This window comes from Pseudomonas bohemica (assembly GCF_002934685.1).
GTDB lineage: Bacteria > Pseudomonadota > Gammaproteobacteria > Pseudomonadales > Pseudomonadaceae > Aquipseudomonas > Aquipseudomonas bohemica.
This window is the reverse complement of record NZ_NKHL01000117.1, coordinates 219,889-243,572: the sequence shown is the minus strand read 5'-3', so window position 1 is coordinate 243,572 and position 23,684 is coordinate 219,889. Positions and strand designations below refer to the sequence as shown.

The window sequence follows — 23,684 nt, the reverse complement described above, 5'->3', positions numbered from 1 at the left end:
CGAGCTTCGAGCGGCAAGCCGTAAGTGAAAAGCGAGAGCGAGCCTGATGGTTCGCTTTTTTGCTTCTGGCTTGCAGCCTGGAGCTTGCTGCCCGAAACTGCTTTTTTAGAAAAAAATTCAAGCAGGCTATTGACTTAGGTTCGGCACCTGCGTAAATTTCGCGGCCTCAGCGAAGCAAAGGGTGATTAGCTCAGCCGGGAGAGCATCTGCCTTACAAGCAGAGGGTCGGCGGTTCGATCCCGTCATCACCCACCATCGTTGAGAGACTCAAAGTTGTAACGCACGCTGAAGGCTACTGAGATTCAGCAGGACGAAAGTCCACCACTGCGCAGCGGTAGTTCAGTCGGTTAGAATACCGGCCTGTCACGCCGGGGGTCGCGGGTTCGAGTCCCGTCCGCTGCGCCATATTTTACAGATCAGGCTTTATAGGCTTGGTTTGAGATTGAAAGCCTCGAGCGATCAATTAGCGTTTTACGAAGCAGGCACTCGAAGCTTGTTTCAATAGAGTTAAACAGATGAAAGTCTGTGCGACACGCAGCGGTAGTTCAGTCGGTTAGAATACCGGCCTGTCACGCCGGGGGTCGCGGGTTCGAGTCCCGTCCGCTGCGCCATATTTGCTTCCATCAAGGCCCACTGAACGCCTGGAAGCCACGCAATAAGCGGCCTTTGGCCGCTTTTTTCGTTTCTGAACTCCGCTGAAATTCATTTCCTCCAATATCTCGCAACCTTCGATTTCGGTAGCGATAAAAGATCTTGAAACCAACTTCGGCATGAAGCTGTTTCTGCGCCATCGCTCTTCTGGCATGTCGCCCACGGCGGTCGGACGCCGGTTTTATGTGCATGCCGCCAATCTGTTGCGGCATTCGCGTGAGTTCGAGCAAAAGGCGTTCGGTGAGACCAGCCTGATCGCCGGAGAGATTTCGCTGGCGTGCTTCGAAGCCCTGGCCCCGTCGTATGCCCCGCACCTGATCACCTCGGTCCAGCAACGTTTTCCCAACGTTTCCATTCGTCTGCACGTTGGCTCGCAGGGGCGGATCATCGAAGGGCTGCGTTCGGGCATTTATGACATCGCGATCTGCTACGTCCAGGGCTTACCCAGCATTATCGAGCATGTGGCGCTACTGCCCGACCTGTTCGCCCATGCCGTATTGCCTCTGGGGCACCGTCTGGCAAGGCGCCGTCGCTGGACATGGTGCGAGGGCTGGTAGGGCATGGCCTGGGGATTTCTGTATTGGTCACCGAACCCGTCAACTCCCAGACATTCGACGGCAAAGAAGTGGTGACGGTACCCCTGACCGACCGCATGACGCCGTCACGCACCGTGATGGCCTGGCATGGTGCCACCGAATTGACCGGGCCGACCCGGGAGGTCCTGCACCACTGTCAGCAAAACATCCGCACCCCGAAGCAGATAACCGAGCGCATGCACGTCAACGGGGTTCACGACAAGTACGACATTCAAGATCCGCACGTCAGCCACGACACCCTCATCGACGTCAAGGCAGTGTTCCATGACTGCGACGCAACATGACCCTATGAATGGCAGTTACTGATGCCGCCCGGCAGCGCGCACGTGCGCCGCTTTGCTACGTTGCCCAAGGGTTCCGGCGGACTGAGTGGTTTGGTGCTGGACCGAGAGGGCGGGGTCTGGACGACGCGACATGATGTGGCCATGGACACGCTAGCCAATGCCCCGGCGTCAGGTCACCTGTTTCATATCCGGTTACAGCTTAAGGGGCTAGCAGCTCATAGCACGTTGTGGGGCATCACGTCCTGACCAATGCGGTCTGGCAAGACATGCCCTGAGCCAGCAACTCAGGGGGTGTTCTACCGTGAACCTGAAGGTACACGGGCCTCGATCCGCAGGAAGTGAGGAATCTGGTCGACGCTCACGTCATCTTCCCAGCGGGCCTCAAGCCAAAGTGCCCCGGCTGTGCAGGGGCGGGGAAGACATGATGCCCGAACCCGGCGCTGCCCACGCCTTACGCGCTCAGTCACTGCGATGATCCTCTGCCAGTTGCGCCTGCAACTCGGGCCGGCATTCCGGGTGGACGATATCAAGCATCCTGAGCACCCGTTGCTTCAAGGTCAGGCCGCGCAGATCGGCCACGCCGAACTCGGTCACGATGATCCCAGCGTCGCTGCGGGGGATGGTCACCGGCCCATTCAGCCTGGCGACAATCCTGCTGTGGCTGCCAGCGGTTGAAGGCAGCGCGATGATGGGCAAGCCACCCCTTGAGCGCTGCGCTCCACGAATGAAGTCCAGCGCGCCACCCACGGCGCCGATATAGCTGCCAGCGGCCACCTCCGAGTTGATCTGCCCGGTAAGGTCCACCTCGACCGCCGAGTTGATCGCCACCAGCCGATTGATGCCGCTCAACACCTGGGCGTCGTGGGTATAACGGGTTGAGCGCAACTGGATGGCAGGGTTATGGGCGGCGAAGTCATGCAGCCGCCGACTGCCCATCAGAATGCCGCCAATGCTGATGCCCCGATCCGTTGTCTTGCGACAATTGTTGATAACGCCGTTTTGCATCAGGCTCACGACACCGTCGCCCAGACTCCCGGAGTGCACCCCCAAATCGCGGTGCTCGCCCAAGGCATGCAAAACCGCGTCGGGAATCGCGCCGATGCCCATCTGCAGCGTCGAGCCATCTTCGATGAGGTTGGCGATGTGCCCGGCAATCAGTTGGTCGCTTTGGCGAACCCGACTGGCCGGGTTTTCCATCGGCGCACGATCGGTATACACGATGGCGTGCAGGTCCTCTGCGCGCAGGCTGCGCTCTGTGTAGGTCCACGGGGCCTGCTGGTTGACCTCGGCAATGATGACGCGTGCATGTTCCAGCGCAGGGAGCAGGTATTCACAGGCGATGCTCAGGCTGTAACGGCCCTCGGCATCGGCGGGCGCCACCTGCACCATTACCACATCGATACGCATTGCGCCGCTGGTAATCAGTGCTGGCAAGTCGGAATAGTGACTCGGCAGAATTTCCAGCACACCGGCGTTGGCCAGCTCGCGGTTGCTGCCAGCGCCGCAGTAGGACATGAACTCGACACAGTCGCTGTGTTCTGGCCGACAGGTATGGCTGTTGCTGATGCCGAGCATTACCCTGAATCGGCCGATATTTTCACGTTGGGCCATCAACGCTTGAGTCAGCGGCAATGGCTCGGCGTTGGCCTGCCCCCACATCACGGTATCGCCGGGACGGATCAGGGCGGCCAGATTCAACGATTCGGCATGCAAGAGCTGGGGCATGAGAAATTCTCGACGACAGTGCCCGTCGGCCCAGGTTGGCTGGCCGAGGGTAGAGCAGGGCAGGGGAGCGGCGGCGGTGAGCCGCCGCGATCTTCAGACGATCGAAGAAGGATGCTTGGCCAACGGTGTGACCTGGATCGTCATGAACGGGAACAGCGGCAGGCTCGACAACAGATCGTGGAGCTCGTCGTTACTTTCCACATCGAGAATGCTGATGTTCGAGTACTGTCCGACGATGCGCCACAAATGGGGCCATTTCCCCGCTTGCTGCAACTCGATTGCGCGTTTTTTCTCTGCAGCCTTGATCGCCTCAACTTTGTCCGCGGGGATATCGCGGGGGATGTTGACGTCCATTTTTACGTGATAAAGCATCAGTTCTACTCCAGGCGTTTACTGAGTGATTCCTCAGTGGGTGACGGAAACTCGCACGGCATCATTTTCCGGCTCAGTCCCTAATCTTGCGTCTACCTCTTCCAACCGCACGCCTCGGGTTTCGGGCAGCAACCAGACAGCGATAATCGACAGGGCGTAGGCAACCAGGCAAAAACCGCCAATAGCCTGCGCCAGGCCGAAACGCTCTGATAGCACGCCGACGCCGGCGATGGACAATGCGCCCAGGGATTTACCCAGGTTGTAGGAGAAACCCATGCAGGTGGTGCGAATATGGGTCGGGAACAGCTCACTGAGAAACGGACCCAGGACCGCGAAGATGCCGGTGGCGAAGGCGCCGACCGGGAAGCTCATCAGCATCAGCAGGGTCGGGCTCATCGGCACCAGCATGTAGGCGACGGTGAAGATCCACGCGCCAACGCAGAACACCAACAGCGCCGGACGACGACCGTAACGGTCAGCCAAATAGGACGTGAGCACGAAGCCTGCGAAGGCACCTGCGCACATGATCAGCATGGTCACGACCACCGGTCCCGGCTTGAGTCCGCGTACCTGGACCATCAAGGTGGGTAGCCAGGCCATGATGGTGTAGGCCGCGGCCTGTAGGCCGGTCACCAACATGGCCCCCAGTAGCGTGAGGCGAATGACTGAAGGGCGGAAGGCCGACAGCAATGAGGCTTTCTCTTCCGTTTTCGCGCGGGCTTCCTTGAATATCTGAGCGTCCTTGACGTTGCGGCGGATGAACAGCACGAACGACGCCGGAATGATCCCGACCCAGAATGCGACACGCCATGCGGTTTCGGCCGGCAGGTAGGCGAGCAGAGCCGTCATGACCACGGCGGACAGGGCCCATCCAATGGAAAAGCCGCTTTGCACGAAGCCCATTGCCTTGCCCCGGTGCTCGGGGCGAATGATCTCAGCCATCAGCGCCGCGCCGACCGCCCACTCGCCACCAAAACCAAGGCCCTGCAGGGTACGCACCACCAGCATTTGTTCGAAGCTCTGGGTGAAGCCGGCCAGCGCGCCGAACAGGGTGAACCAGCAAATAGTGAAAATCAGGATCCGCACGCGGCCGTAGCGGTCGCTGAGAATACCGGCGATCCAGCCACCCAGCGAAGCCGAGAGCAGGGCTACAGTGCCAAGAATGCCGGCTTCGCCCTTTGATATCTGCCAGATAGCCATCAACGTGGGCAACAGAAAGCTGAACATTTGCGCGTCGTAAGTATCCAGCGCCCATCCGGAAAAGCAGGCCCAGAAAGTCTTGCGCTCTTGAGGGGAGCCGGTTTTATACCACTCGAACATGTCTCTGCCCTTCTGTGTTGATTATTGTTATTGGAGTGACCCTGATGCCGGTCTGGTCTGGACCTTTGCGCCGCCGGGCAGCGCAAGCGGTTTTCACGACCGGCAATGTGCAAGGCCATGATCCAGAGCATGCGGCACTTTGTTCCTGGCGCCCATTTGCCATTGCAAAAGGCGGCCTTCCAGCCTGACTAAAGCCCGGAGGTGCGCGGTGTAATGAGTAGATCCTGAGCCATGCTGGCGACCAGTCGGCCATCGCGCTGGTAGATTTTGGTGGTCGCCAGGCCACGTCCCGAGAGGCCGCGAACCGCTTCGTTGACGAACAGCAGCCATTCGTTGACGTTGATGACCGGGCGGTGGAACCACAACGTGTGGTTAAGATTGCTGACGTAGTAGTTCTGCCACAGCTCCAGCATGCCTTGGCGTGGCGCCAGACTCGCATTCAGCCAACTGTCGGAAAGATAGGCCAGGGCCGCGTAATGCAGGAAACCCTCGGTCGGCAACGCCTGATTCAAACGCACCCAGTAACAGACCTCTCGCTGCTGTGCCGGATGTTCGAAATAGCCTTCGGGATGGACCGGCCGAATATCCAGCACGGGCCTGGCGCTGAAACGCAATTGCACCGCTTCACTGTCGTACCGATAGCGCTGGGACAGCTCGGCCAGGGTCGGCAGGTTTTCCGGCGCGGGAACCTCATGCTGCAAGCGATGCGGATCTTCCGCATCGGCCTGCGCCACCTGAAAGCTGGCATTGGCGCTGAAGACCAATCCTGTGCCCTGCACGCCATAGACGTGACGAGTGGAAAAGCGGCGGCCGTCCTGCAGGGGTTCGACGCTGTACTCAATGGCCTCCTGCGGGCGGGCGCCATGCAAGAAGGTCATCTGCAACATGCCGGGCGTACGTCCTTGAGCCGTTTGCCCTGCCGCCCACAGCGCCTGGCCGAGCAATTGACCGCCATACACCCTGCCATTGGCGTTGGTATCGCAGACGCAACTGCGCCACCCATGCTGTCCACGAGGCTCCAGCGTAAGGAGCTCGGTCAGGTCCCGCTGGTCCCAGCTCCAGTCGCTGTTCATCGGTCCACGGCCGCCAGCGTATCGGTTTCTGCGGACTTTCCGCTGCGTGGTACAGGCGCAGAGACCAGCGCGGAAAAATCCAGTGGCACGCTGGTTATTTCCTGCAAATGTTCGGCGGTTACGTCGCCGATCAGCTCGATGACTTTCACCCCATTGGGCGTGATGTCCATCGTTGCAAGCTCGGTGTAGACACGGCTGACACAGGACAGTCCAGTCACTGGGTAGGTGCAGGCCGGCAATAATTTGCTGCGCCCATCCTTGCCCAGATGCTCCATCAAGACGAAGACCCGCTTGGCACCGATGGCCAGGTCCATCGCGCCTCCGACCGCAGGAATGGCGTCGGGTGCCCCGGTGTGCCAGTTGGCTAGATCGCCGGTGGCCGATACCTGAAAAGCGCCCAGCACGCAGATGTCCAGGTGACCGCCGCGCATGATGCCGAACGAATCGGCGTGATGAAAAAAAGCCGCGCCGGGGGCGAGTTCGATGGGCTCCTTGCCGGCATTGATCATGTCCCAGTCTTCCTCACCGGCAGCGGCTGCCTGCCAGCGTCCCAGCACCCCGTTTTCGCTGTGCAGAAAATAATCCTTGTCCCGTGGCAGGTGATTGGCGACCAGCGTCGGCACACCGATGCCGAGATTGACATAGGAACCTTCCGGGATATCACGCGCGACCCGCTGGGCCATGGCAATGCGTACGTTGTTATCCATAAACCTAGACCGCCTGTTTCAGAGAGGCTGCTGCATTGGCTGGCTTGTCACGCAGGACCAGATGCTTGACGAAAATGCCTGGCGTCACAACGGATTCAGGGTCCAGGTCGCCCAGCTCGCAGAGGGTTTCGATGGAAGCGATGGTGTTTTTTGCGGCCATCGCCATGACCGGACCAAAATTGCGTGCGGTCTTGCGAAATGTCAGGTTGCCCCAGCGATCACCGGCCTGGGCCTTGATCAACGCGTAGTCCACCGAAATCGGGTATTCCAATACGTAGTTGCGGCCATTGATGCTGCGGGTTTCCTTGCCTTCGGCCAGCAACGTTCCGAAAGCCGTGGGGGTGTAGAACGCGCCGATACCACAGCCTGCAGCGCGCAGGCGTTCGGCGAGGTTGCCCTGGGGTACGATCTCCAGTTCGATCTGGCCGGCGCGATATAGCGTCTCAAAGACGTGGGAGCCCGTCATGCGTGGATACGAACAGAGGATGCGGCGCACGCGACCCGCCTTGAGCAGCGCCGCCAGGCCAGTCTCGCCCTGACCCGCATTGTTGCTGACCAGTGTCAGGTTACGTGCGCCCTGATCGATCAACGCATTGATCAGATCGTCAGGCATGCCAGCGCCGCCGAAGCCGCCGACGGCAATCGTCGCGCCATCGGGAATATCGGCCAGCGCCGATTGTGCACTGGGGGAGAGCTTGTCAATCATGGCTTTTGTCCTTGTTATGAAAACATCCACCCGATCCTCATTCTGCTGCAGCGAGAGGGGTGGCAAACCAGCCAGGACAATGCATCGGGTGCGTGGCCTCGATGTATCGCCCTGTCTGGTTGGATCAGCTTGCCCAACAGCGGTCGGTGTCACAATTTCGGTCTTCGGAAGACCCGATTAACCCGTGATTAACGGCTGTACTGCCGGGTCTCAAACCCCCGCCACGCCAACCGTCATGCCACCGCAGACGTACAGCACCTGGCCCGTGACAAAGCCGCTGCGAGCGTCCAGAAAAAACGACGAGGCCTGGGCGATATCCTCAGGCACGCCAAGGCGCTTGACCGGAACCGAGTCAATGATTGCCTGGGTTTTCGGGCTATCCGGCGGATTGGCCTTTTCGAACAGTTCGGTACGAATCGGCCCGGGTCCGATAGCGTTGGCGGTGATGCCGAAACGCCCCAGCTCCAGCGACCAGACGCGAGTCATGCCGAGCAGGCCTGCCTTGGTCGCTGCATAAGCGCTACGCAGTTCCTTGCCGAGCGAGGCGCGGGACGACATGTTGAGAATGCGACCGAAGCCGGCCTCTTTCATCCCCGGCAGCAGCGCCTGCATGCATTGCAGCGAACAACGTACGTTGAGTGCCCAGACCCGCTCCAGTTCTTCGAATGTCTGCTCCTCGGCACTGTTGGGACAGACCATGCCAACGTTATTGACCAGCCGGGTGATCGGTCCCTTGCTCAAGGCCTGCTGCAGTGCCTGGGCAGTGGCTTGCAGATCGCTGAGGTCGGCGATCAACCCCTTGCCGATCCTGTCGATGACGACGGGCTCGTAACCATCTTCAATGCAACGCTGGGCAATAGCGGCGCCAATACCGGAGGCGCCTCCGGTAACCAATACACGTTCTCTGGACACGGGCGTGTCTCCTTGGATGCTTCTTGTTAGAGAGGATCTAGACGGTAGCGACAGGGTTGAGCGGCGCGCCGACTGCGCCCGGCAGCCGTAAAGGCGGGGCCGTCAGCAGGAATCGATTGCGACCGTTGGCGCGCAGCCACCGGGCGAGTGGCGTGAGGTGCCACAGCTCGCCCAGGTGCACGCCCAGTTTGAACAGACAATGGTGGTGCAACGGCATGACCGAGCAGCACTCGCCGCCATGGCCATTGGGAAAGATTTCGACCGAGTAATTGTCGGCGGCGATCGCCACCAGACCGCTGTCGGTGATCCACTGCAGCAAGCGCTGGTCGTTGCCGTCGAGCACCGCGCCGAGGCTTTCCAGCGCCTTGGCATCGGGTTGTCTGTTCATGCCGAGCAGCGCTTCGGCGTAACCGGTGTGCAGGCAGACGATATCGCCAGTTTCGACCTGGACATTGTCGGCATCCAGCACACGCATCAGATCGTCATAGCCGATATGCGTGCGCGCATCGCCATAGTGGTGATGCAGATCGATCATCACGCCACGGCCCTGCACACAGGTCTCGGCCATACGTTCGATCCCCAGCGCATGAGCACAAGATGTACTGTGCGCAGCGATCTCGCCCTGCAACCCGCAATCGGCGATATCGTCCGGACCGGTGACATCGGTATTGGCTGCGAAGCCGTTGTAGTAAAGCGGCTCGGCCACGCCATCGCCGTCGGCGTCGAACAGCGCACCGACGTGGGACAGTGCATCCCATTGGGTTGAGTACTGCAAATGCAGGATCGCCAGGTCATCACTGAGCACATCTGGCCGACCTGCTTCGATACGGTCGTACCGGTAATTCATGTTGACCCCGCCCTTGCGCAGCAAGGGGCGCAGGATCGGGGGCAGGCGGTTGACGTTCATCGCGTTGCCCCCTGGGTAGTCCAGCGGCAGGCTCAGGCAGAAAGCCAGGCCTTCGCGGACTTCGGCGATGCCTTGCAGCACTTTTTCCGGGGTTAATAAGTTGAGTCGGCCTTTCTGATCATCGGTACCGAAATCGCCCCAGTTGGAGCCTTCGGGGCGATGTTTCCAACGCTGTTGAGTCATGAGCCCTTCCTGTTCTTATAAGTAGCGCGTTCGCATGAGCGCTTGAGCCTTGTGAATCAGGCTCGCAGACGAGCGGAGCAGGGACAATTTTGCATTTCAAAACGCCGCGTTAGGCAATGCTTAAAGGGGTTGGCTGGTCTGGGCAGAGGTGCGGCACCAATCGATCAGGCTGTTGGCAAAATCGCGGGCAAACGATGAGAGACCGTCGAAGTCCTGGGCACACAACTGGAAAGTCCGCACCGCCCAAGGATCGAGCAGCGTGCATGAGCCAATCTTCTGCTGACCCTTGAGCCTGGAAAACCCCGCTTGCGGCACGATGGCAATCCCGGCACCGGCCGCCACCATCCGTAAAATCGCATCGGTGCTCGCAACCTGAACCCGGATCGTCAGCGGCGTGTGAAGTGCGGCGGCTGCACGACTGAGGAATACATGAATCGCGCTGCCCTCAAGCAACGATACGAACGCGTATTGCAACGCCTCCTTGAAGAACACCCCACCGTTGGCCAGCACCGGGTGGCCAAGGGGGGCGATCAGCAGCAGTCGACTGGACACCAGCGGTACGCTTTGCAAACCGTCAGTCATCACGGTGCCTGAGACGATACCAAGATCAGCACCGCCATCGCGGATACTGCGCACGATGTCATCGCTCAGGCGCTCGCGCATGTCGATGTGCACGTCCGGGTGGGTCGTGAGGTATTCCCCGACCACCGAAGGCAAATACTCGGTAATGGCGGTGGTGTTCGCCAGCAGACGTAGCCGCCCTTTGAGACCTATTGCGTATTCCTGCAAGTCGCCGGTAAGCAGCTCCAGTTGCGCCAGCACCGAGCGGGCATGTTGCAGATAGGTCCGCCCGGCATTGGTCAGGGTCACCCCTTGGGGTGAACGTTCCAGCAGGCGCATGCCCAGGTTGTCTTCAAGGTTTTTGATGCGGTTGCTGGTCGCCGGCACCGAGAGAAACGAACGCTCGGCGCCACGTGTGAGGCTGCTGGTTTCCGCAATGTTGATAAACAGGCGGAAATCAGTGATGTCGAAATGCATCGCCATGATTATTGACTTCTTTTGCAGGGATGACCGGCCAAGTTAATGGCCGCTGCCAGCCCTGTCCATCCAGACGACAGGATTCGGACACCGACCGTGTAAAAACGACTGCGCTCGGCAATACTGCGTTGAAAAGGGGCGAAAAATGCTCATTCAGCAGACCCGGAGTCAGATGCGACCCCGCCCGTTTTTGCCGTGTCTTGCCTTTGCTCGTGACGTTTTTACACAGCCTGGAACGCAGGTTTACCACTGCGCTGGTTCGAAGTAGAAGCCTGCGCCATTGCGACGGATATAACCGCAATGTGGTTCGCCAAAATGCACCGGCATGAGCAGCGCCTCGCGATCTGCCGCGCGGTTGAGGAAATCCAGGCGCGTCTTGCGGGCTGTGTCGGCCCAGATGCAATAACCGGAGTTGACGTCCGGGCGCACGATCTGCAACGGGCTGTGAAAGATATCGCCGCAGAACAGGCCTTCTTCGCCCCGCGAGCGGATGCGGAACGCAACTTGTCCAGGGCTGTGTCCAGGAGCAGGCTCGACCACCAGACAGTCGGCAATCTCCTGAGGCGGTTCGATCATCACGCCCAGGCCCTCATCGATGATCGGCATAACGCTGTCGAAGAACGAGTCGCCAAACACATCGATGACCCCAGGTTCCTTGTTTTTACCTTCCTTGCAGAAAACGAAGTCTTCCTTGGGAATGTAATAACGCGCGTTGGGAAAGGTCGGTACCCAGCGGTTGTCTTGCCAGGTGGTATTCCAGCCGACATGGTCGGCGTGCAGGTGAGTGAGTACGACATGGGTGACTTTTTCCGGCGGCGCTCCGGCGGCAATCATCCACTCGCGCACCAGCGTGTTGAGCATATTCATGCGCGGGATACCGGCACGGGGCTTGAAGTTGCCGACTCCGGTATCTACCACGATGATGTTGCTGCCTGCATGCACGATCCAGAACTGAATGGTCACGATCAGCTTGTTCATGTGGGGCACCCAGTGATTCGGTGCCATCAGTTGCTGGTGTTCGTCCAGTACGCTGCGATCGATGTCAGGGAACAGGAACGCCGGATCATGAGTAGGGCCTGCATATTCCAGAATTCGGGTGACTTTGACATCGCCGATCATGCGCGATTGCATCATGGTGGATTTCCTCTTTTCTTATAGTCAGGCAGCGTGGCCGCTCGGTGATACACGGTGTTGTGGCTGGCTGATGAACTCGTCGTAGATGTCGCAGCCTGAGCGGTTGTCGAGAATGGTTTGTTCGAGCAGGGTCATGACCCACAGTGGACTCTGCACCGGCATGAAGTGCCCTGAGGCGACATGCACCGCTTCGACATGGCTGGCCAGCGCCGCCAGCCTGGCGATCTCCGATGGCGGACGCAGGCCGTCGTACTCACCTGCGATCAATACCGTACGCGATGGTAAACGGGGTATATCGTCATCGAGCTCCATGCGCGCCAGCATCGAAAAAATCGCGGCGAAGCTTTGCGGGTCGGCGCTCAGCCAGCGGTTGCTGAAGCTTTCGAAAGCCTGCGCATTGCTGCGCAAAGGCGCTGGCCAGGTCTTGTCGAGTAGCTGCGGGATGAGGCCGCGCAAACCTTCATACCGAAGCGCCGTGGCTCGCGCCAGCGTTGCCTCCCTTGCTGAAGGTGCAACGCCGCACGCGGGTGAAAAACCAATCAGATGGCTGACCAGCAGTGGATAGCGGGCTGCGAAGCGAATGGCGATCGCAGCGCCAACGGCCACACCCGCCAACGCAATCGGCGCCTCGATGTGCAGCGACGTCAGTAACCCATGAAGATCGTCGACCTGCTCGTCGATGGTGGTTTCGCCCACGATTTTTTCGGAAAGTCCTGAACCACGCACGTCGTAACGCAGTATCCGGAACCGGTCACCGAGACCGCTGCAGATGGCGTCCCAGCTCTCCAGCGTACCGCCCATTTCGTGAATCAAGACCAGGGTGGGGCCGTTATCGGAGCTCAAGTCGTAGCGCAGGACATTACCGTTGACCTTGATCCATTGCATGGAAATGCCTCCCTCACACGCGCTCGAAAAGCGCGGCCATACCTTGGCCGCCGCCAATGCACATGGTTTCCAGGCCATAGCGCACGTCCCGTCGGCGCATTTCATGCAGCAGTGTGGTCATGATGCGCACGCCGGTGGCGCCGATCGGATGGCCGAGCGAGATGCCGGAGCCATTGACGTTGACCCGATCAATATCTTGCATGTCCCAGGCGCGCAGCACGGCAAGTGCCTGGGCGGCAAATGCTTCATTGACCTCGATCAGATCCATGTCGGCCAGACCCAGGCCGGTACGTTCCAACAGCTTGGCGACTGCGGGGACGGGACCGATGCCCATGCGCGCCGGATCGCAACCTGCGGCAGCCCAGTCAACCAGACGCGCAATGGGCTGCAACCCATAGCGTGCGGCGTATTCGCGCGAGACCACCAGACAGCCGGCGGCGGCGTCATTTTGCTGGCTGGAATTACCCGCCGTGCAGACGCCTTCAGGCAGCAGTGTGCGCAAGCCCTTCATGCTGTCCACGTTGGCGTCGGCGCGGATGCCCTCATCCATCCGCACCCATTCGCTGGCACCGCGTTTGCGTGGCACTTCCAGAGCGATGACCTCGTCGGCAAAGCGTCCTTCTTGCCACGCTCGAGCGGCGTTCAGATGGCTGCGCACGGCGAACTGGTCGGCGTCCTCGCGACTGATGCCATAGTCACGCGCAAGATTCTCGGCCGTCTCCGGCATTCCCGAGATGCGCCCGAATCGAGATTCAGGTTGGGAGCGCTCGCGACCGCGTTCCAGTCGGTCGTGCATCTTCACGCTGCCAGCGCGAGCCCCCCAGCGCATATCGTTGGTGTAGTACTCGATGTTGCTCATGCTCTCCACGCCGACCACCATCACCGCTTCGGCGTGTCCGGTCTGGATATGCATCGCTGCGTCAGCAATGGCCTGCAAGCCCGAACCGCATCGGCGGTCCAGCGTGTAGCCTGGCACTGAAAGGGGCAAGTCGCCGAGCAGGGCGGCGTAGCGACCCATGCAAGGGGCTTCGCTATTGGAGTAGGACTGGGAAACGATGACTTCGTCCAGCGAGTCCGCCGGTACGTCCAGGCGGCTCATCAGGCTGCGAATCATGGTGGCCGCCAGATGATCGGCGCTGAGTGATGCAAGGGCGCCACCGAATTTGCCGATAGGTGATCTCAGGGGCGAGACGATCAAGGCGTCTTTCATAACGCTGATACCTTTTATTGTTGGCAGGTGCATATTGTTGGCAAGTGCATAGCGATTGACCCAGCATGGCGTCGCCTGACGCGCCCGACAATTTCGTTTAGCGAAAGGCTGCCTTCCGTACTGCTTAACCATGGCAGCTCAGCGTCCATGTTTTCCTGCGTGCAAGCGCCGCTTAACCAAATCCAAATACCCAACATCCCTCGCGCTGCCCATGCTGGCGCAGCTCAAGGCGTTTTCGCGCCCGAAGTCCTAATAAAAACAATTATCGGGAATCTCCACATGCAAAAGCTCCCCCTGGCGCGGGTCTGCGCGCTTTCGTGTCTTGCTCCCATCGTGACGCTTCCGTACACCGTCAAAGCGGATTTCATTGGCGACAGTAGCGTCAGGCTCGACATGCGCAACTTCTACTTCAATCGTGATTTTCGCCAGGATGCTGCGGTCCAATCCAAGCGAGCGGAATGGGCGCAGGGCTTCATGTTCAACGCCACGTCCGGATACACCGAGGGCCCGATAGGGTTTGGCGCGGATCTGTATGCCGCCCTTGGGGTGAAGCTCGATTCCTCGGACGCCCGCGCGGGGACCGGCCTGCTGCCCAATGCGTTCGGCGACGCCGGACCTGGCGAATACAGCGACCTGTCCGGCGTATTCAAGGCTAAAGTGGCGAAAACCGAGCTGAAGGTCGGTGGCTTCATGCCCAAGTCACCGGTGCTGCTGTCCAGCGATGCGCGGCTCCTGCCGCCTATCTACAACGGCGCGACTGTCGTTTCCAGGGACATAGACAACGTACTGATCGATGCCGGACAGTTCCGCAGCGTCAACTATCGAAACGCCAGCAGCAACCACGATGATTTCCTGACCGGCAACTATTCGGCCAGCAGCGATCGCTTCAACTACGCCAGTGCGGCCTACATCTTCAGTCCTCAACTGACCGCGTCGTTCTGGAGGGCCGAACTCGAAGACGTTTATCAACAGAACTACTACGGCCTGCTGGCAACCCAGACCCTGGGAAGCTGGAATCTGGGTGGCAACCTTGGCTATTTCGATTCGTCGCAAGCCGGGGCGCAGCGCGCAGGCAAGATCGATAACGGCCTGACGTCGATCCTGCTGTCGGCAAACCTGGGCTCGCATACCTGGCGGCTCGGCTATCAGGACAACCGCGGCGATTCGCCATTTCCCTATCTCGCCGATGCCGATCCCAACGTTGCCAACGTGGTGCAGATCCTCGACTTCACCCGTACGCAAGAGCGCTCCTGGCAGGCACGCTACGACATCAACATGGCGGGCTATGGCGTACCTGGCCTGACCTTTCTGGCACGGTATCTGCGCGGTGACGGTTTCGACGTGGCAGGCAGCGACGCCAAGGAATGGGAGCGTGATCTGGATGTGAGCTACGTTATCCAGAGTGGTCCGCTGAAGAATTTCGGCCTGCGCTGGCGCAACGCGATGGTCCGTTCCGACGCGGCGGGTCAACTGGACGAAAATCGGTTAATCCTTTCGTACACAGTTGTTTTCAAATGACCGTGAACCTCGGCGCCTGACGAACGGCGAGGCGCTGCAAAGCAAGCGACCTGCGGGTCGCTTTTTTTATACGTGCGAAAAACTCCCGTCCAGCCACGGATTCTGCGTTTATCATTCGGCCAATTCATGGAGAGCGAGTCGCAAGTCATGCGGATTCTTGTCACAGGAGCCACCGGCTTCATCGGCTCACGGTTGTGCGAGCTGCTGGTCAGCGAAGGCCATGATGTTCATGGCGTCTCCAGAAGCGGGGGCGGGTCGGTTGCCGGTGTTGATTATCAGGCGAAGGACTTCACTGATGCCCAGTCCATCAGCGAAAGCCTGCATGGAATCGATTGCGTCGTGCATCTGGCAGGCCGCGCTCACGTCCTGAACAAGCAGGGCGATGCGCCGGAGCTGTATCGAGCCATAAATCGTGATGCGACGTTGCAGCTGGCGCGTCTGGCAGTGGAGGCGGGCGTCAAGCGTCTGGTGTTCGTCAGTTCCATCGGAGTGAACGGCAATCAGTCTGCACAGCAGCGCTTCACCGAGGACTCTGAGCCTGCTCCAGCGGCCGACTATGCGCGTTCGAAACTGCAAGCGGAGGAGGGCCTTAAAGCGCTGTTGCAGGCTTCAGACATGCAACTGGTGATCATCCGCCCGCCGTTGGTGTACGGGGCCGACGCCCCGGGGAACTTCAACACCCTGCTCAAAGTGGTCGACAAAGGCATTCCGAGCCCCTTCGGCCTGGTGCGCAACGCCCGCAGTATTATCTCGGTGGATAACCTGGCGCTGCTGATTTCATTGGCGGCACGCCATCCCCAAGCTGGCGGCGAGCTGTTTCTGGCCAGCGACGGTTCGGACGTTTCCACTGACCAAATGCTCGAAGCGCTGGCGCATGGGATGCAGAGGCGACGCTGGTCGATTCCCGTGCCGCAATTTGTGTTGGCAGCATTGCTCAAGCTGGCTGGCAAAGGGGACCTCTATACACAGTTGTGCGGTTCGTTAACGGTTGACTCTGGCAAGGCGCGTCGAGTGCTGGGTTATCGACCGGACACCGATACGCTGCAGTCCCTGGTGCGGGTTGGCCGACAATACCGCCTGAGTCGACAAACCCCGCGATAGCTTCCGACTTTTCCTTCGGCGCAAATAGCAATGCGCTGCTGCAGATCGTGACGATAAATGCCATGATTGGCGGCTTGTCGAAGCGGCGCTGATTTCGAATTTGGAGAGCTGGACCATGGGCATGAACCAAACCATCACTGTGATCCCACCGGGTGTACCGTTGACGGGGCATGTCGCGCCACCTGGCTCCAAGTCGATCACCAACCGCGCATTGCTGCTGGCGGCGCTGGCCAAGGGCACCAGCCATCTGCGAGGCGCCCTGAAAAGCGATGACACCCGGCATATGTCCAACGCCCTGCGGCAGATGGGCGTGACCATCGACGAGCCGGACGACACCAGTTTCGTGGTCACCAGCAGCGGCAGCCTGCAAATTCCCGATGCCCCGCTGTTTCTGGGCAACGCTGGAACCGCCGTGCGCTTCCTGACGGCGGCGGTTGCCACGGTAGACGGCACTGTCACCCTGGACGGCGATCACTACATGCAGAAGCGGCCGATTGGGCCTCTGCTGGAAGCCCTGCGCAAGGGCGGCCTGAGCGCCGAGAGCGCCACTGGATGCCCGCCGGTGACCATCCACGGCGACGGTTCGATCAAGGCGACACGCTTCGAAATCGACGGCGGCATGTCTAGCCAGTATGTCTCGGCACTGTTGATGGTTGCCGCCTGTGGCGATGCGCCCATTGAAGTCGCGCTCACGGGCAAGGAAATCGGGGCTCGCGGCTACATAGATCTGACCATCGCCTGCATGCGCGCCTTTGGTGCCGAAGTGGAAGTCGTCGACGAGGCGTTGTGGCGCGTGGCGCCGACCGGATACGCCGCTTGCGATTACCAGATCGAGCCCGATGCCTCCGCTGCCACTTATCTATGGGCTGCCGAGGCGCTTACCGCTGGCAAAATCGATCTGGGTGTCGCGGCTGAAGCCTTCACCCAGCCTGACGCCAAGGCGATGGAGATGATCGCGCAGTTTCCGAAGATGCCTGCGGTGATCAACGGCTCGCAAATGCAGGACGCGATCCCTACGCTGGCGGTGCTGGCTGCCTTCAACGAAACGCCGGTGCGCTTCGTCGATCTGGCCAACCTGCGGGTGAAGGAGTGTGACCGGGTCCAGGCCCTCCATGACGGTCTGAACCAGGTGCGTCCCGGGCTGGCGACGGTAGAAGGCGATGACCTGCTGGTGGCGTCCGATCCTGGTCTTGCCGGCACCAACAGCCATGCGCTGATCAACACCCACTCCGACCACCGGATCGCGATGTGCTTTGCCTTGGCTGGCCTGAAAGTATCTGGGGTGCGCATTCAGGATCCGGATTGCGTCGGCAAGACCTATCCGGGCTACTGGCGTGCGCTGGAGTTCCTGGGCGTGCGCCTGGAGCACGGTGAGGTCTGATGCCCTTGTGGCGCAGGCGAGAGTGACGACCGTCAGTCGATTCTTGCCTCCGGTCGGCTATTCTTCGGTGTCGTCCTCCGCCGACGCCGAAAGCCTGAAACCACCTGCCGTCGTGCTGTACGCTCGGGCGAGTGACCATGAAATCCCTGATGTATCCATGTGGTTGCAAACTCTGCGTTGATCCAATTTAAGGCTTGTTGCAGACTTACCTGCGTTTTCTCCGGTCCACTGTTCTGTCGACCTTTTTCCCCGGGATGTTTGATGTCTAAATTACTGAGCTTTCGTATCGCATGCTGGGCGCTTGTCCTGCTGGCCGCCGCGGGCTGCTCGTCCAAGAAACAGGCTGTCTACGAGCACGAAAACTTTGACGACGCTGGGACGTTCTCCCGCAACTATCCCGTTTCCGACGCCGCTACCTGCGAAGCGGGTCGCCGGGCGCTGTTGAGTCAGGGATACATCATTACCAGCAGCGATCCGAAGTCGATCGCCGGTCACAAGAGTTTCCAGCAGACTGGCGAAACTCACATGGAGATCAGCTTCAATGTGGTGTGTGCCGCTGATGGCAGCGCCAACGGCAAAACCACCATGTTCGCCAACGCTCTGCAAGATCGCTATGCGCTGAAGAAGGTCAATAACTCGGCCAGTCTGGGTGTCGGCGTGTTGGGTTCGGTGTCGATGCCGATCGGCTCGACGGATGACTCGATGGTCAAGGTGGCCAGTGAAACGGTGGCGTCTTCCAAGTTTTACGACCGTTTCTTCGCGCTGGTGGAGAACTTCCTGCCGCCTGAAGTGAAGAAAGCTGCGCACATCAAAGAAAAACCGAAGACCGATCTGGGCATGCCGGAGCCTGCCGCTGCCAAGGCCGCCGCATTGACCGAGCAGAAACCGGCTGAGGCGCCACCGGCCGCCGCACCCGCGCCAGTAGCAACGCCGACTACGCCACCTGCCACTACCACCGAGCAGAGCAGCGAACCGATGCCAGCCCCTGCCGAACCTGAGCCGGTAAAGACGGAGCCGGCGGCGCCAGCACAGCCTGCACCGGAACCGTCAGCAATCCCTGCGCCGGAGACGACTCCGACACCTGAACCGGTACCTGAGGCGACGCCAGCGCAATAGATTATGGCGACCCGCTTCCGTCTGGAGGCTAGCGTGCTTGCCAGCGACCTGATTCTGCCGAAAGGCGTAGAAGTGCGCTTGCCCGCGAACTGGCGCGCAGCGGCAGCGAAACCTCAGAATACGGTCTAACTGCCACACCGCGTCTGCCGATTTTGCTGCCGCTTCGCGCCAGTTCGCGGGCAAGCACGTTCCTGCGGCCAGAATCAAAAGCCATGAGTTTTGCGCGATCTCCGGCCAGAATCACAAGCGTGGATCGTGCAACGACGGGCAATACCAAGACTCGCCGAGTCAGCCCAGGAAGAGCCTGTACGCCGGGTTATTCGTCTCATCCCAATAGGGGTACCCAATCTCCGCCAGCGCCTGCGACACCAGATGCCGCTCATCCTCCGGCACCACCAACCCTGCCACAACCCGCCCATCCGCTGCGCCATGATTACGGTAATGAAACATCGAAATATTCCACTTGCCGCCCAGCTTATTCAGAAAGTTGAACAGCGCCCCCGGCCGCTCCGGGAATTCGAAGCGGAACACCACTTCATCACTGACCCGCTCTGAATGCCCACCGACCATGTGCCGCAAATGCAGCTTGGCCAGTTCATTGTCGGTCAGGTCCAGCACCGGGAAACCCTGGGCGGTGAGGCTGGCGATCAGCGCCTTGCGTGGGTCGTTCTCAGGGTGAGTCTGCACGCCGACGAAGATGTGCGCCTCGCGATCGGTGTGATAGCGGTAGTTGAATTCGGTGATCTGACGTTTGCCCACCGCCTCGCAGAACGCTTTGAAGCTGCCCGGCTGTTCGGGGATGGTCACGGCGATGATCGCTTCGCGGCCTTCGCCCAGTTCGGCGCGCTCGGCGACGTGGCGCAGGCGGTCGAAGTTGACGTTGGCGCCTGAATCGATGGCGACGAAGGTCTGCCCGCTGACGCCGTATTGCTCGGTGTATTTCTTGATCCCGGCCACGCCCAACGCGCCCGCAGGTTCGGTGATCGAGCGGGTGTCGTCGTAGATGTCCTTGATCGCCGCGCAGATTTCATCGGTGCTGACCGTGATCACTTCATCGACGTAATCCTTGCAGATGTCGAAGGTGTGCTTGCCGATCTGCGCCACCGCCACGCCGTCCGCGAACAGCCCGACCTGCTGCAGCACCACGCGCTCGCCATAGGCCATGGCCTGTTGCAGGCAGTTGGAATCGTCCGGTTCGACGCCGATCACCTTGGTCTCCGGACGCAGGTATTTCACGTACGCCGCGATCCCTGCAATCAGCCCGCCGCCGCCCACCGGCACGAAGATCGCGTCCAGCTGGCCCGGATGCTGACGCAGGATCTCCATCGCCACCGTGCCTTGCCCGGCGATGGTGTCTGGATCGTCATACGGGTGGATGTAGACGTAGCCTTTTTCCTCAACCAGCTTCAGCGAATACGCCAGCGCTTCGGGGAAAGAGTCGCCGTGCAGCACGACTTTTCCGCCGCGGGAGCGTACGCCCTCGACCTTGATCTCCGGCGTGGTCTTGGGCATCACGATGGTTGCCGCCACACCCAGCGTCTTCGCCGCCAGCGCCAACCCTTGGGCGTGATTGCCCGCCGAAGCCGTGACCACGCCGCGCGCCAGTTCTTCAGGGCTCAGTTGCGCCAGCTTGTTATAGGCGCCGCGAATCTTGAAGGAGAACACTGGTTGCAGGTCCTCGCGCTTGAGCAACACCTGGTTGCCGAGCCGCTCGGACAGCTGACGAGCGCCCTGCAGCGGAGTTTCCACGGCGACGTCGTAGACGCGAGAGGTGAGGATTTTCCTGGCATAGAAGTTCAGCAGATCGCCACTGACCGCCGCATTGGGGAGCATCTGGTTCATCGTGTCGTCCCCGTCGAAAGGGCGGCGATGATCAGGCACTGGGCAACGGCGGCGAGAGAAGGGCGGTTGATGATCATGTCTGACTCCTGGTTCGAAGTTTGGGGCCCGGGAGACAGAGAGAGAAAACCCGCCTCTAGGGCGGGTTCGGTGCAAACGTCGGCTAACCCGCCATGACTGGAATGGCGGTAATAATTATCTGGCCGAAGAAATGCTTGGTTACGTTCATGGATCGAAGACTATTGCGCAGCACCCCTGGCGGTCAATAGCAATTTAATGCTCTGTGAACACATTCCCCTGGCAGCACCCGTTACCCTGTGGGAGTGAGTGTGCTCACGAAGACTGACCTCCAGGTCCTACATGGAATGTGTATGCAGTGGACTCTTCGTGAGCACGCTCACTCCCACAGAAGGTCGTCTGCTGCGCGATCGCGATTTTTTCCTGACCACTTGCACGAATTTTTGTCGTGAGCCAAATATTCACTCGTTTGGCTACGGACCCCGCCCCAGAGCGCTGACAAGGAAGCGTCGGTTAATTTTTCCGAGTTCACTTCGTTGATTGTTCAACAAGCCTTCATGTGCCATTCATGAGGGCACTTTAGGGTGACGGTCGTGGTCAGTGAAACCAGTCGCTGAAACGACGGAAAAAGACGACCGAAACGAAAAGACCAGCCACGAGGGCATGAGTGATGGACGAATATCAAGAAGAGCTACTGGAATATCAGGCGTACGAACTCGACCCGCTGGAACCCGCGGACGACGCTACCGAGTTGTAAAAGAAACCATCAGGCCGAATGACGCTGGCTACGGCGGAACTCCCCCGGGGTTTGTCCGTTCCATCGTTTGAAGGCGCGTTGAAAGGCTTCGGCCGAAGCAAAGCCCAGTAGGTAGGCGATCTCGCCAAAGGCCAGTTCCGTATCGCGGATGTAGGTCATCGCCAGATCTCGACGCGTGTCATTGAGCACCGCGCGAAAGCGCGTCCCTTCTTCTGCCAGTCTGCGGCGCAGGGTCCAGGTCGGCATTTTCAGCCGGGCTGCCACTTCCTCCAGATCCGGTTCCCTCCCTCCATTGAGCAACGGTCCCAGCAATTGAGTGATACGTTCACGCAGGCTGCGGGTGCGCGTCAGTTGCTCCAGCTCCCTTTCGCACAGTTGCAGCAGGTGCCGCCAGGTGCTGGGGACGTGATCGGGATTGCGCAGCCCCAGACTGTGCTGGCTCAGGCGCAACTGGTTGAGCCCCGACCCGAAATTCACCGGTTGCTCGCTCAATACCGAATAGTCTGCGACATAGGTCGGTGCCTCGAATTCGATGTCGACACGCTCCGCCATGACGGGTGCGCCAGCCAGTGTCGATAGCTGATGCAACCAGCCGGCAAGAATCGAATCCACGACGAAGCGGTTGTAGTCGTTGTACGGGCTGATGGAATAAAACCGCAGCCAGGCACCCTCGCTGTCCTCGTGAAAACTCGATTGCCCGCGATAATTGGAGCCGTACAGCGCCTCGAAACGAATCAGCGTGCGCGCCGCCTCGCGAACGGTCGGCGCCTGGGCGGCAGTGATTCCGGCAAGCCCCGCCTGACCCATACGGCTCAACTGGCCCATGCGCAGGCCAAGCCCTGGCATGCCGGACAGCTGGATGGCCGCATGGCCCAAGCGCATATAGCGCGGGATCGACAGCCGCGCCCCGGCTTCACCCAGGCGTGCGGCGTCCAGGCCGTATTGATCGAGCAGCGGTTGTGGATCGTGGCCAGCGCAGCGCACGGCGTCGGCGAGGCTATGAACGAAACCCACGGACAGATCGCCCAGCCGTACCCGAGACGCGTTCATCGGTCACAACCAAAGATTGATCAGGCGCGCCCCGTGACCGGGTTTGGCACCTTTGGGGGCCGCGCTGATGGACTGTTCGGCAACGCTTTGTCCGCCACGGCTGGCAAAACTGTGACCGGCGCTGCCCTGATCCCAGAACTGGCCGCGCATGAACACGCTGATGCCTGCCTTGGCCGTGCTGATCGGTGCCAGGGCCAGGCGTCGCCAGGCTTCGCCTTCGGTAAGTGGTTTGGGGCCCAGGTCCAGATGGCTGGACAGCGCCTGATGTTTGTCGCCGCGCCAAGGGCGCGACCAGCTGCCGTTGCCCGCCACGAACGCGGGCACGGCGATCAGCTCCGCGCCCGTCGCGTTCAGTCGCACATAGTTGTCCGGGTACCAACTGTCACTGCCAATCAGCGTGGCGAGCCGGCCGGCAGGGGTTTGGACGACATTCAACGGCGCGTCTTTGCCGGAGCGGATATAACCGCGCTGGTACCAGGACGGGAACAACTGGCGTTGCGGCTGGCCGATGGGCAGCCCGTCGCGACCGAACACCACGCTGCTGTTGTACAGCGCACCTTTGCCGACTTGCATTTGACCGTCCCGCACTTCGGGGGCAGGCAACACGATCGAACCGGCCACCAGCGTCACCCCGAATTCCTTGGCCAGGCCGCCGAACACGTTCTGATAATCCTGCGCCATGCTGCGTGCTTTCATGCGCAGGTGTGCATCGTCCAGCCGGCTTTCGCCTCGGGCATGAAACATCGCATCGACAAACAGCAGCGGGTTGCTGAACGCCAGCCAGTTCATTGCTTCTTCAATGGTCGCTGCCTGATAGAACTGCGATTTTTCGTCCACCGCAAACAGCCAGGTGCCGATGTGTTCAGGCAGGACAACGATGGTCTTGTCGTTGATCAGGCCACGATCGCGAGCCTGTTGCAGATACGCCGCAAGCTTGCGGTGCAGGCGCTTGACGCTTGAGTAATCGGACGGAAACAGCTCCGGTTGAATTCCCAGCAAATTGCCGTGATCACCCGGTTCGCCATCGTTGATAACCAGTTGAATGCGCAGGTCGGTGAGGTAATGACCTACATGGCGCTTGCTTGTCCATAGCCCATAGCTGACGAGAAGAATCGCCAGCACGACCGCGGTGAGTGAGCCAAGAACTTTGCGCATGAGGGGCGACGAGCGAACCTTGATAAGCATGTAGTAGTGCGTGGGT

General features: G+C 60.2%; 21 protein-coding genes and 3 tRNA genes. 9 read left to right on the top strand and 15 right to left on the bottom strand.

Annotation, left to right across the window (positions count from 1 at the left end; genetic code table 11):
- Window positions 1-179: 179 nt before the first annotated feature.
- From CE491_RS22925 to CE491_RS22905, 5 genes are all read left to right on the top strand, one after another.
- Window positions 180-255, top strand: a tRNA-Val gene (locus tag CE491_RS22925).
- A 73-nt stretch (window positions 256-328) separates the two neighbouring features.
- A tRNA-Asp gene (locus tag CE491_RS22920) sits at window positions 329-405 on the top strand.
- 129 nt (window positions 406-534) lie between these two features.
- A tRNA-Asp gene (locus CE491_RS22915) sits at window positions 535-611 on the top strand.
- An 84-nt stretch (window positions 612-695) separates the two neighbouring features.
- Window positions 696-1,208: a LysR family transcriptional regulator gene (locus tag CE491_RS22910; RefSeq protein ID WP_324881702.1), complete on the top strand. Its 513-nt coding sequence runs from the start codon at window positions 696-698 to the stop codon at window positions 1,206-1,208.
- A complete protein-coding gene (locus CE491_RS22905; protein WP_110950612.1) occupies window positions 1,190-1,531 on the top strand; it encodes a type 2 periplasmic-binding domain-containing protein in 342 nt (113 codons plus the stop codon). The genes CE491_RS22910 and CE491_RS22905 overlap by 19 nt, the downstream gene beginning before the upstream one ends.
- Before the next feature lie 459 nt (window positions 1,532-1,990).
- Here CE491_RS22905 and CE491_RS22895 read toward each other — a convergent pair whose 3' ends face one another.
- The 12 genes from CE491_RS22895 to CE491_RS22835 all read right to left on the bottom strand — a co-directional run bounded on the left by CE491_RS22895 (window position 1,991) and on the right by CE491_RS22835 (window position 13,703).
- Window positions 1,991-3,256: an acetyl-CoA hydrolase/transferase family protein gene (locus CE491_RS22895; protein ID WP_110950610.1), complete on the bottom strand. Its 1,266-nt coding sequence runs from the start codon at window positions 3,254-3,256 to the stop codon at window positions 1,991-1,993.
- A 93-nt stretch (window positions 3,257-3,349) separates the two neighbouring features.
- A complete protein-coding gene (gene catC / locus CE491_RS22885) occupies window positions 3,350-3,628 on the bottom strand; it encodes a muconolactone Delta-isomerase (RefSeq protein ID WP_110950609.1) in 279 nt (92 codons plus the stop codon).
- A gap of 33 nt (window positions 3,629-3,661) precedes the next feature.
- Window positions 3,662-4,948: an MFS transporter gene (locus CE491_RS22880; RefSeq protein WP_110950608.1), complete on the bottom strand. Its 1,287-nt coding sequence runs from the start codon at window positions 4,946-4,948 to the stop codon at window positions 3,662-3,664.
- Between the two features lie 188 nt (window positions 4,949-5,136).
- A complete protein-coding gene (locus tag CE491_RS22875; RefSeq protein ID WP_110950607.1) occupies window positions 5,137-6,021 on the bottom strand; it encodes an acyl-CoA thioesterase in 885 nt (294 codons plus the stop codon).
- Entirely contained in the window at window positions 6,018-6,728 is a 711-nt protein-coding gene (locus CE491_RS22870; protein ID WP_110950606.1) for a 3-oxoacid CoA-transferase subunit B, read from the bottom strand. Before CE491_RS22870 ends, CE491_RS22875 begins: the two co-directional genes overlap by 4 nt.
- 4 nt (window positions 6,729-6,732) lie before the next feature.
- A complete protein-coding gene (locus CE491_RS22865) occupies window positions 6,733-7,434 on the bottom strand; it encodes a 3-oxoacid CoA-transferase subunit A (RefSeq protein ID WP_110950605.1) in 702 nt (233 codons plus the stop codon).
- A gap of 210 nt (window positions 7,435-7,644) precedes the next feature.
- Window positions 7,645-8,346, bottom strand: a complete 702-nt coding sequence (locus CE491_RS22860) for an SDR family oxidoreductase (protein WP_110950604.1) — start codon at window positions 8,344-8,346, stop codon at window positions 7,645-7,647.
- 37 nt (window positions 8,347-8,383) lie between these two features.
- A complete protein-coding gene (locus tag CE491_RS22855) occupies window positions 8,384-9,436 on the bottom strand; it encodes a cyclase family protein (RefSeq protein WP_110950603.1) in 1,053 nt (350 codons plus the stop codon).
- A gap of 120 nt (window positions 9,437-9,556) precedes the next feature.
- Entirely contained in the window at window positions 9,557-10,480 is a 924-nt protein-coding gene (locus tag CE491_RS22850) for a LysR family transcriptional regulator (RefSeq protein WP_110950602.1), read from the bottom strand.
- A 237-nt stretch (window positions 10,481-10,717) separates the two neighbouring features.
- A complete protein-coding gene (locus CE491_RS22845; RefSeq protein ID WP_110950601.1) occupies window positions 10,718-11,608 on the bottom strand; it encodes an MBL fold metallo-hydrolase in 891 nt (296 codons plus the stop codon).
- Between the two features lie 24 nt (window positions 11,609-11,632).
- Window positions 11,633-12,493: an alpha/beta fold hydrolase gene (locus tag CE491_RS22840; protein WP_110950600.1), complete on the bottom strand. Its 861-nt coding sequence runs from the start codon at window positions 12,491-12,493 to the stop codon at window positions 11,633-11,635.
- Window positions 12,494-12,506: 13 nt separating this feature from the next.
- On the bottom strand, window positions 12,507-13,703 hold the full coding sequence (locus tag CE491_RS22835; protein ID WP_110950599.1) for an acetyl-CoA C-acetyltransferase: 1,197 nt from the start codon (window positions 13,701-13,703) through the stop codon (window positions 12,507-12,509).
- A 279-nt stretch (window positions 13,704-13,982) separates the two neighbouring features.
- Between CE491_RS22835 and CE491_RS22830 the strand changes: the two genes are divergently transcribed.
- The 4 genes from CE491_RS22830 to CE491_RS22815 all read left to right on the top strand — a co-directional run bounded on the left by CE491_RS22830 (window position 13,983) and on the right by CE491_RS22815 (window position 18,819).
- Complete coding sequence (locus CE491_RS22830) at window positions 13,983-15,221, top strand: OprD family porin (protein ID WP_110950598.1); 1,239 nt, start codon at window positions 13,983-13,985, stop codon at window positions 15,219-15,221.
- A gap of 147 nt (window positions 15,222-15,368) precedes the next feature.
- Window positions 15,369-16,322, top strand: a complete 954-nt coding sequence (locus tag CE491_RS22825) for an NAD-dependent epimerase/dehydratase family protein (protein ID WP_110950641.1) — start codon at window positions 15,369-15,371, stop codon at window positions 16,320-16,322.
- A 115-nt stretch (window positions 16,323-16,437) separates the two neighbouring features.
- On the top strand, window positions 16,438-17,703 hold the full coding sequence (gene aroA / locus CE491_RS22820; protein ID WP_110950597.1) for a 3-phosphoshikimate 1-carboxyvinyltransferase: 1,266 nt from the start codon (window positions 16,438-16,440) through the stop codon (window positions 17,701-17,703).
- A gap of 261 nt (window positions 17,704-17,964) precedes the next feature.
- Window positions 17,965-18,819 (top strand): DUF2242 domain-containing protein, encoded by an 855-nt coding sequence (locus tag CE491_RS22815; RefSeq protein ID WP_110950596.1) that lies wholly within the window; start codon window positions 17,965-17,967, stop codon window positions 18,817-18,819.
- Window positions 18,820-19,107: 288 nt separating this feature from the next.
- Here CE491_RS22815 and ilvA read toward each other — a convergent pair whose 3' ends face one another.
- From ilvA to CE491_RS22800, 3 genes are all read right to left on the bottom strand, one after another.
- Complete coding sequence (ilvA, locus tag CE491_RS22810) at window positions 19,108-20,652, bottom strand: threonine ammonia-lyase, biosynthetic (protein ID WP_267894494.1); 1,545 nt, start codon at window positions 20,650-20,652, stop codon at window positions 19,108-19,110.
- A gap of 790 nt (window positions 20,653-21,442) precedes the next feature.
- On the bottom strand, window positions 21,443-22,483 hold the full coding sequence (locus tag CE491_RS22805; protein WP_110950595.1) for an AraC family transcriptional regulator: 1,041 nt from the start codon (window positions 22,481-22,483) through the stop codon (window positions 21,443-21,445).
- Between the two features lie 3 nt (window positions 22,484-22,486).
- Window positions 22,487-23,638, bottom strand: a complete 1,152-nt coding sequence (locus CE491_RS22800) for a carbon-nitrogen hydrolase family protein (RefSeq protein ID WP_110950639.1) — start codon at window positions 23,636-23,638, stop codon at window positions 22,487-22,489.
- Between the last annotated feature and the right edge of the window lie 46 nt (window positions 23,639-23,684).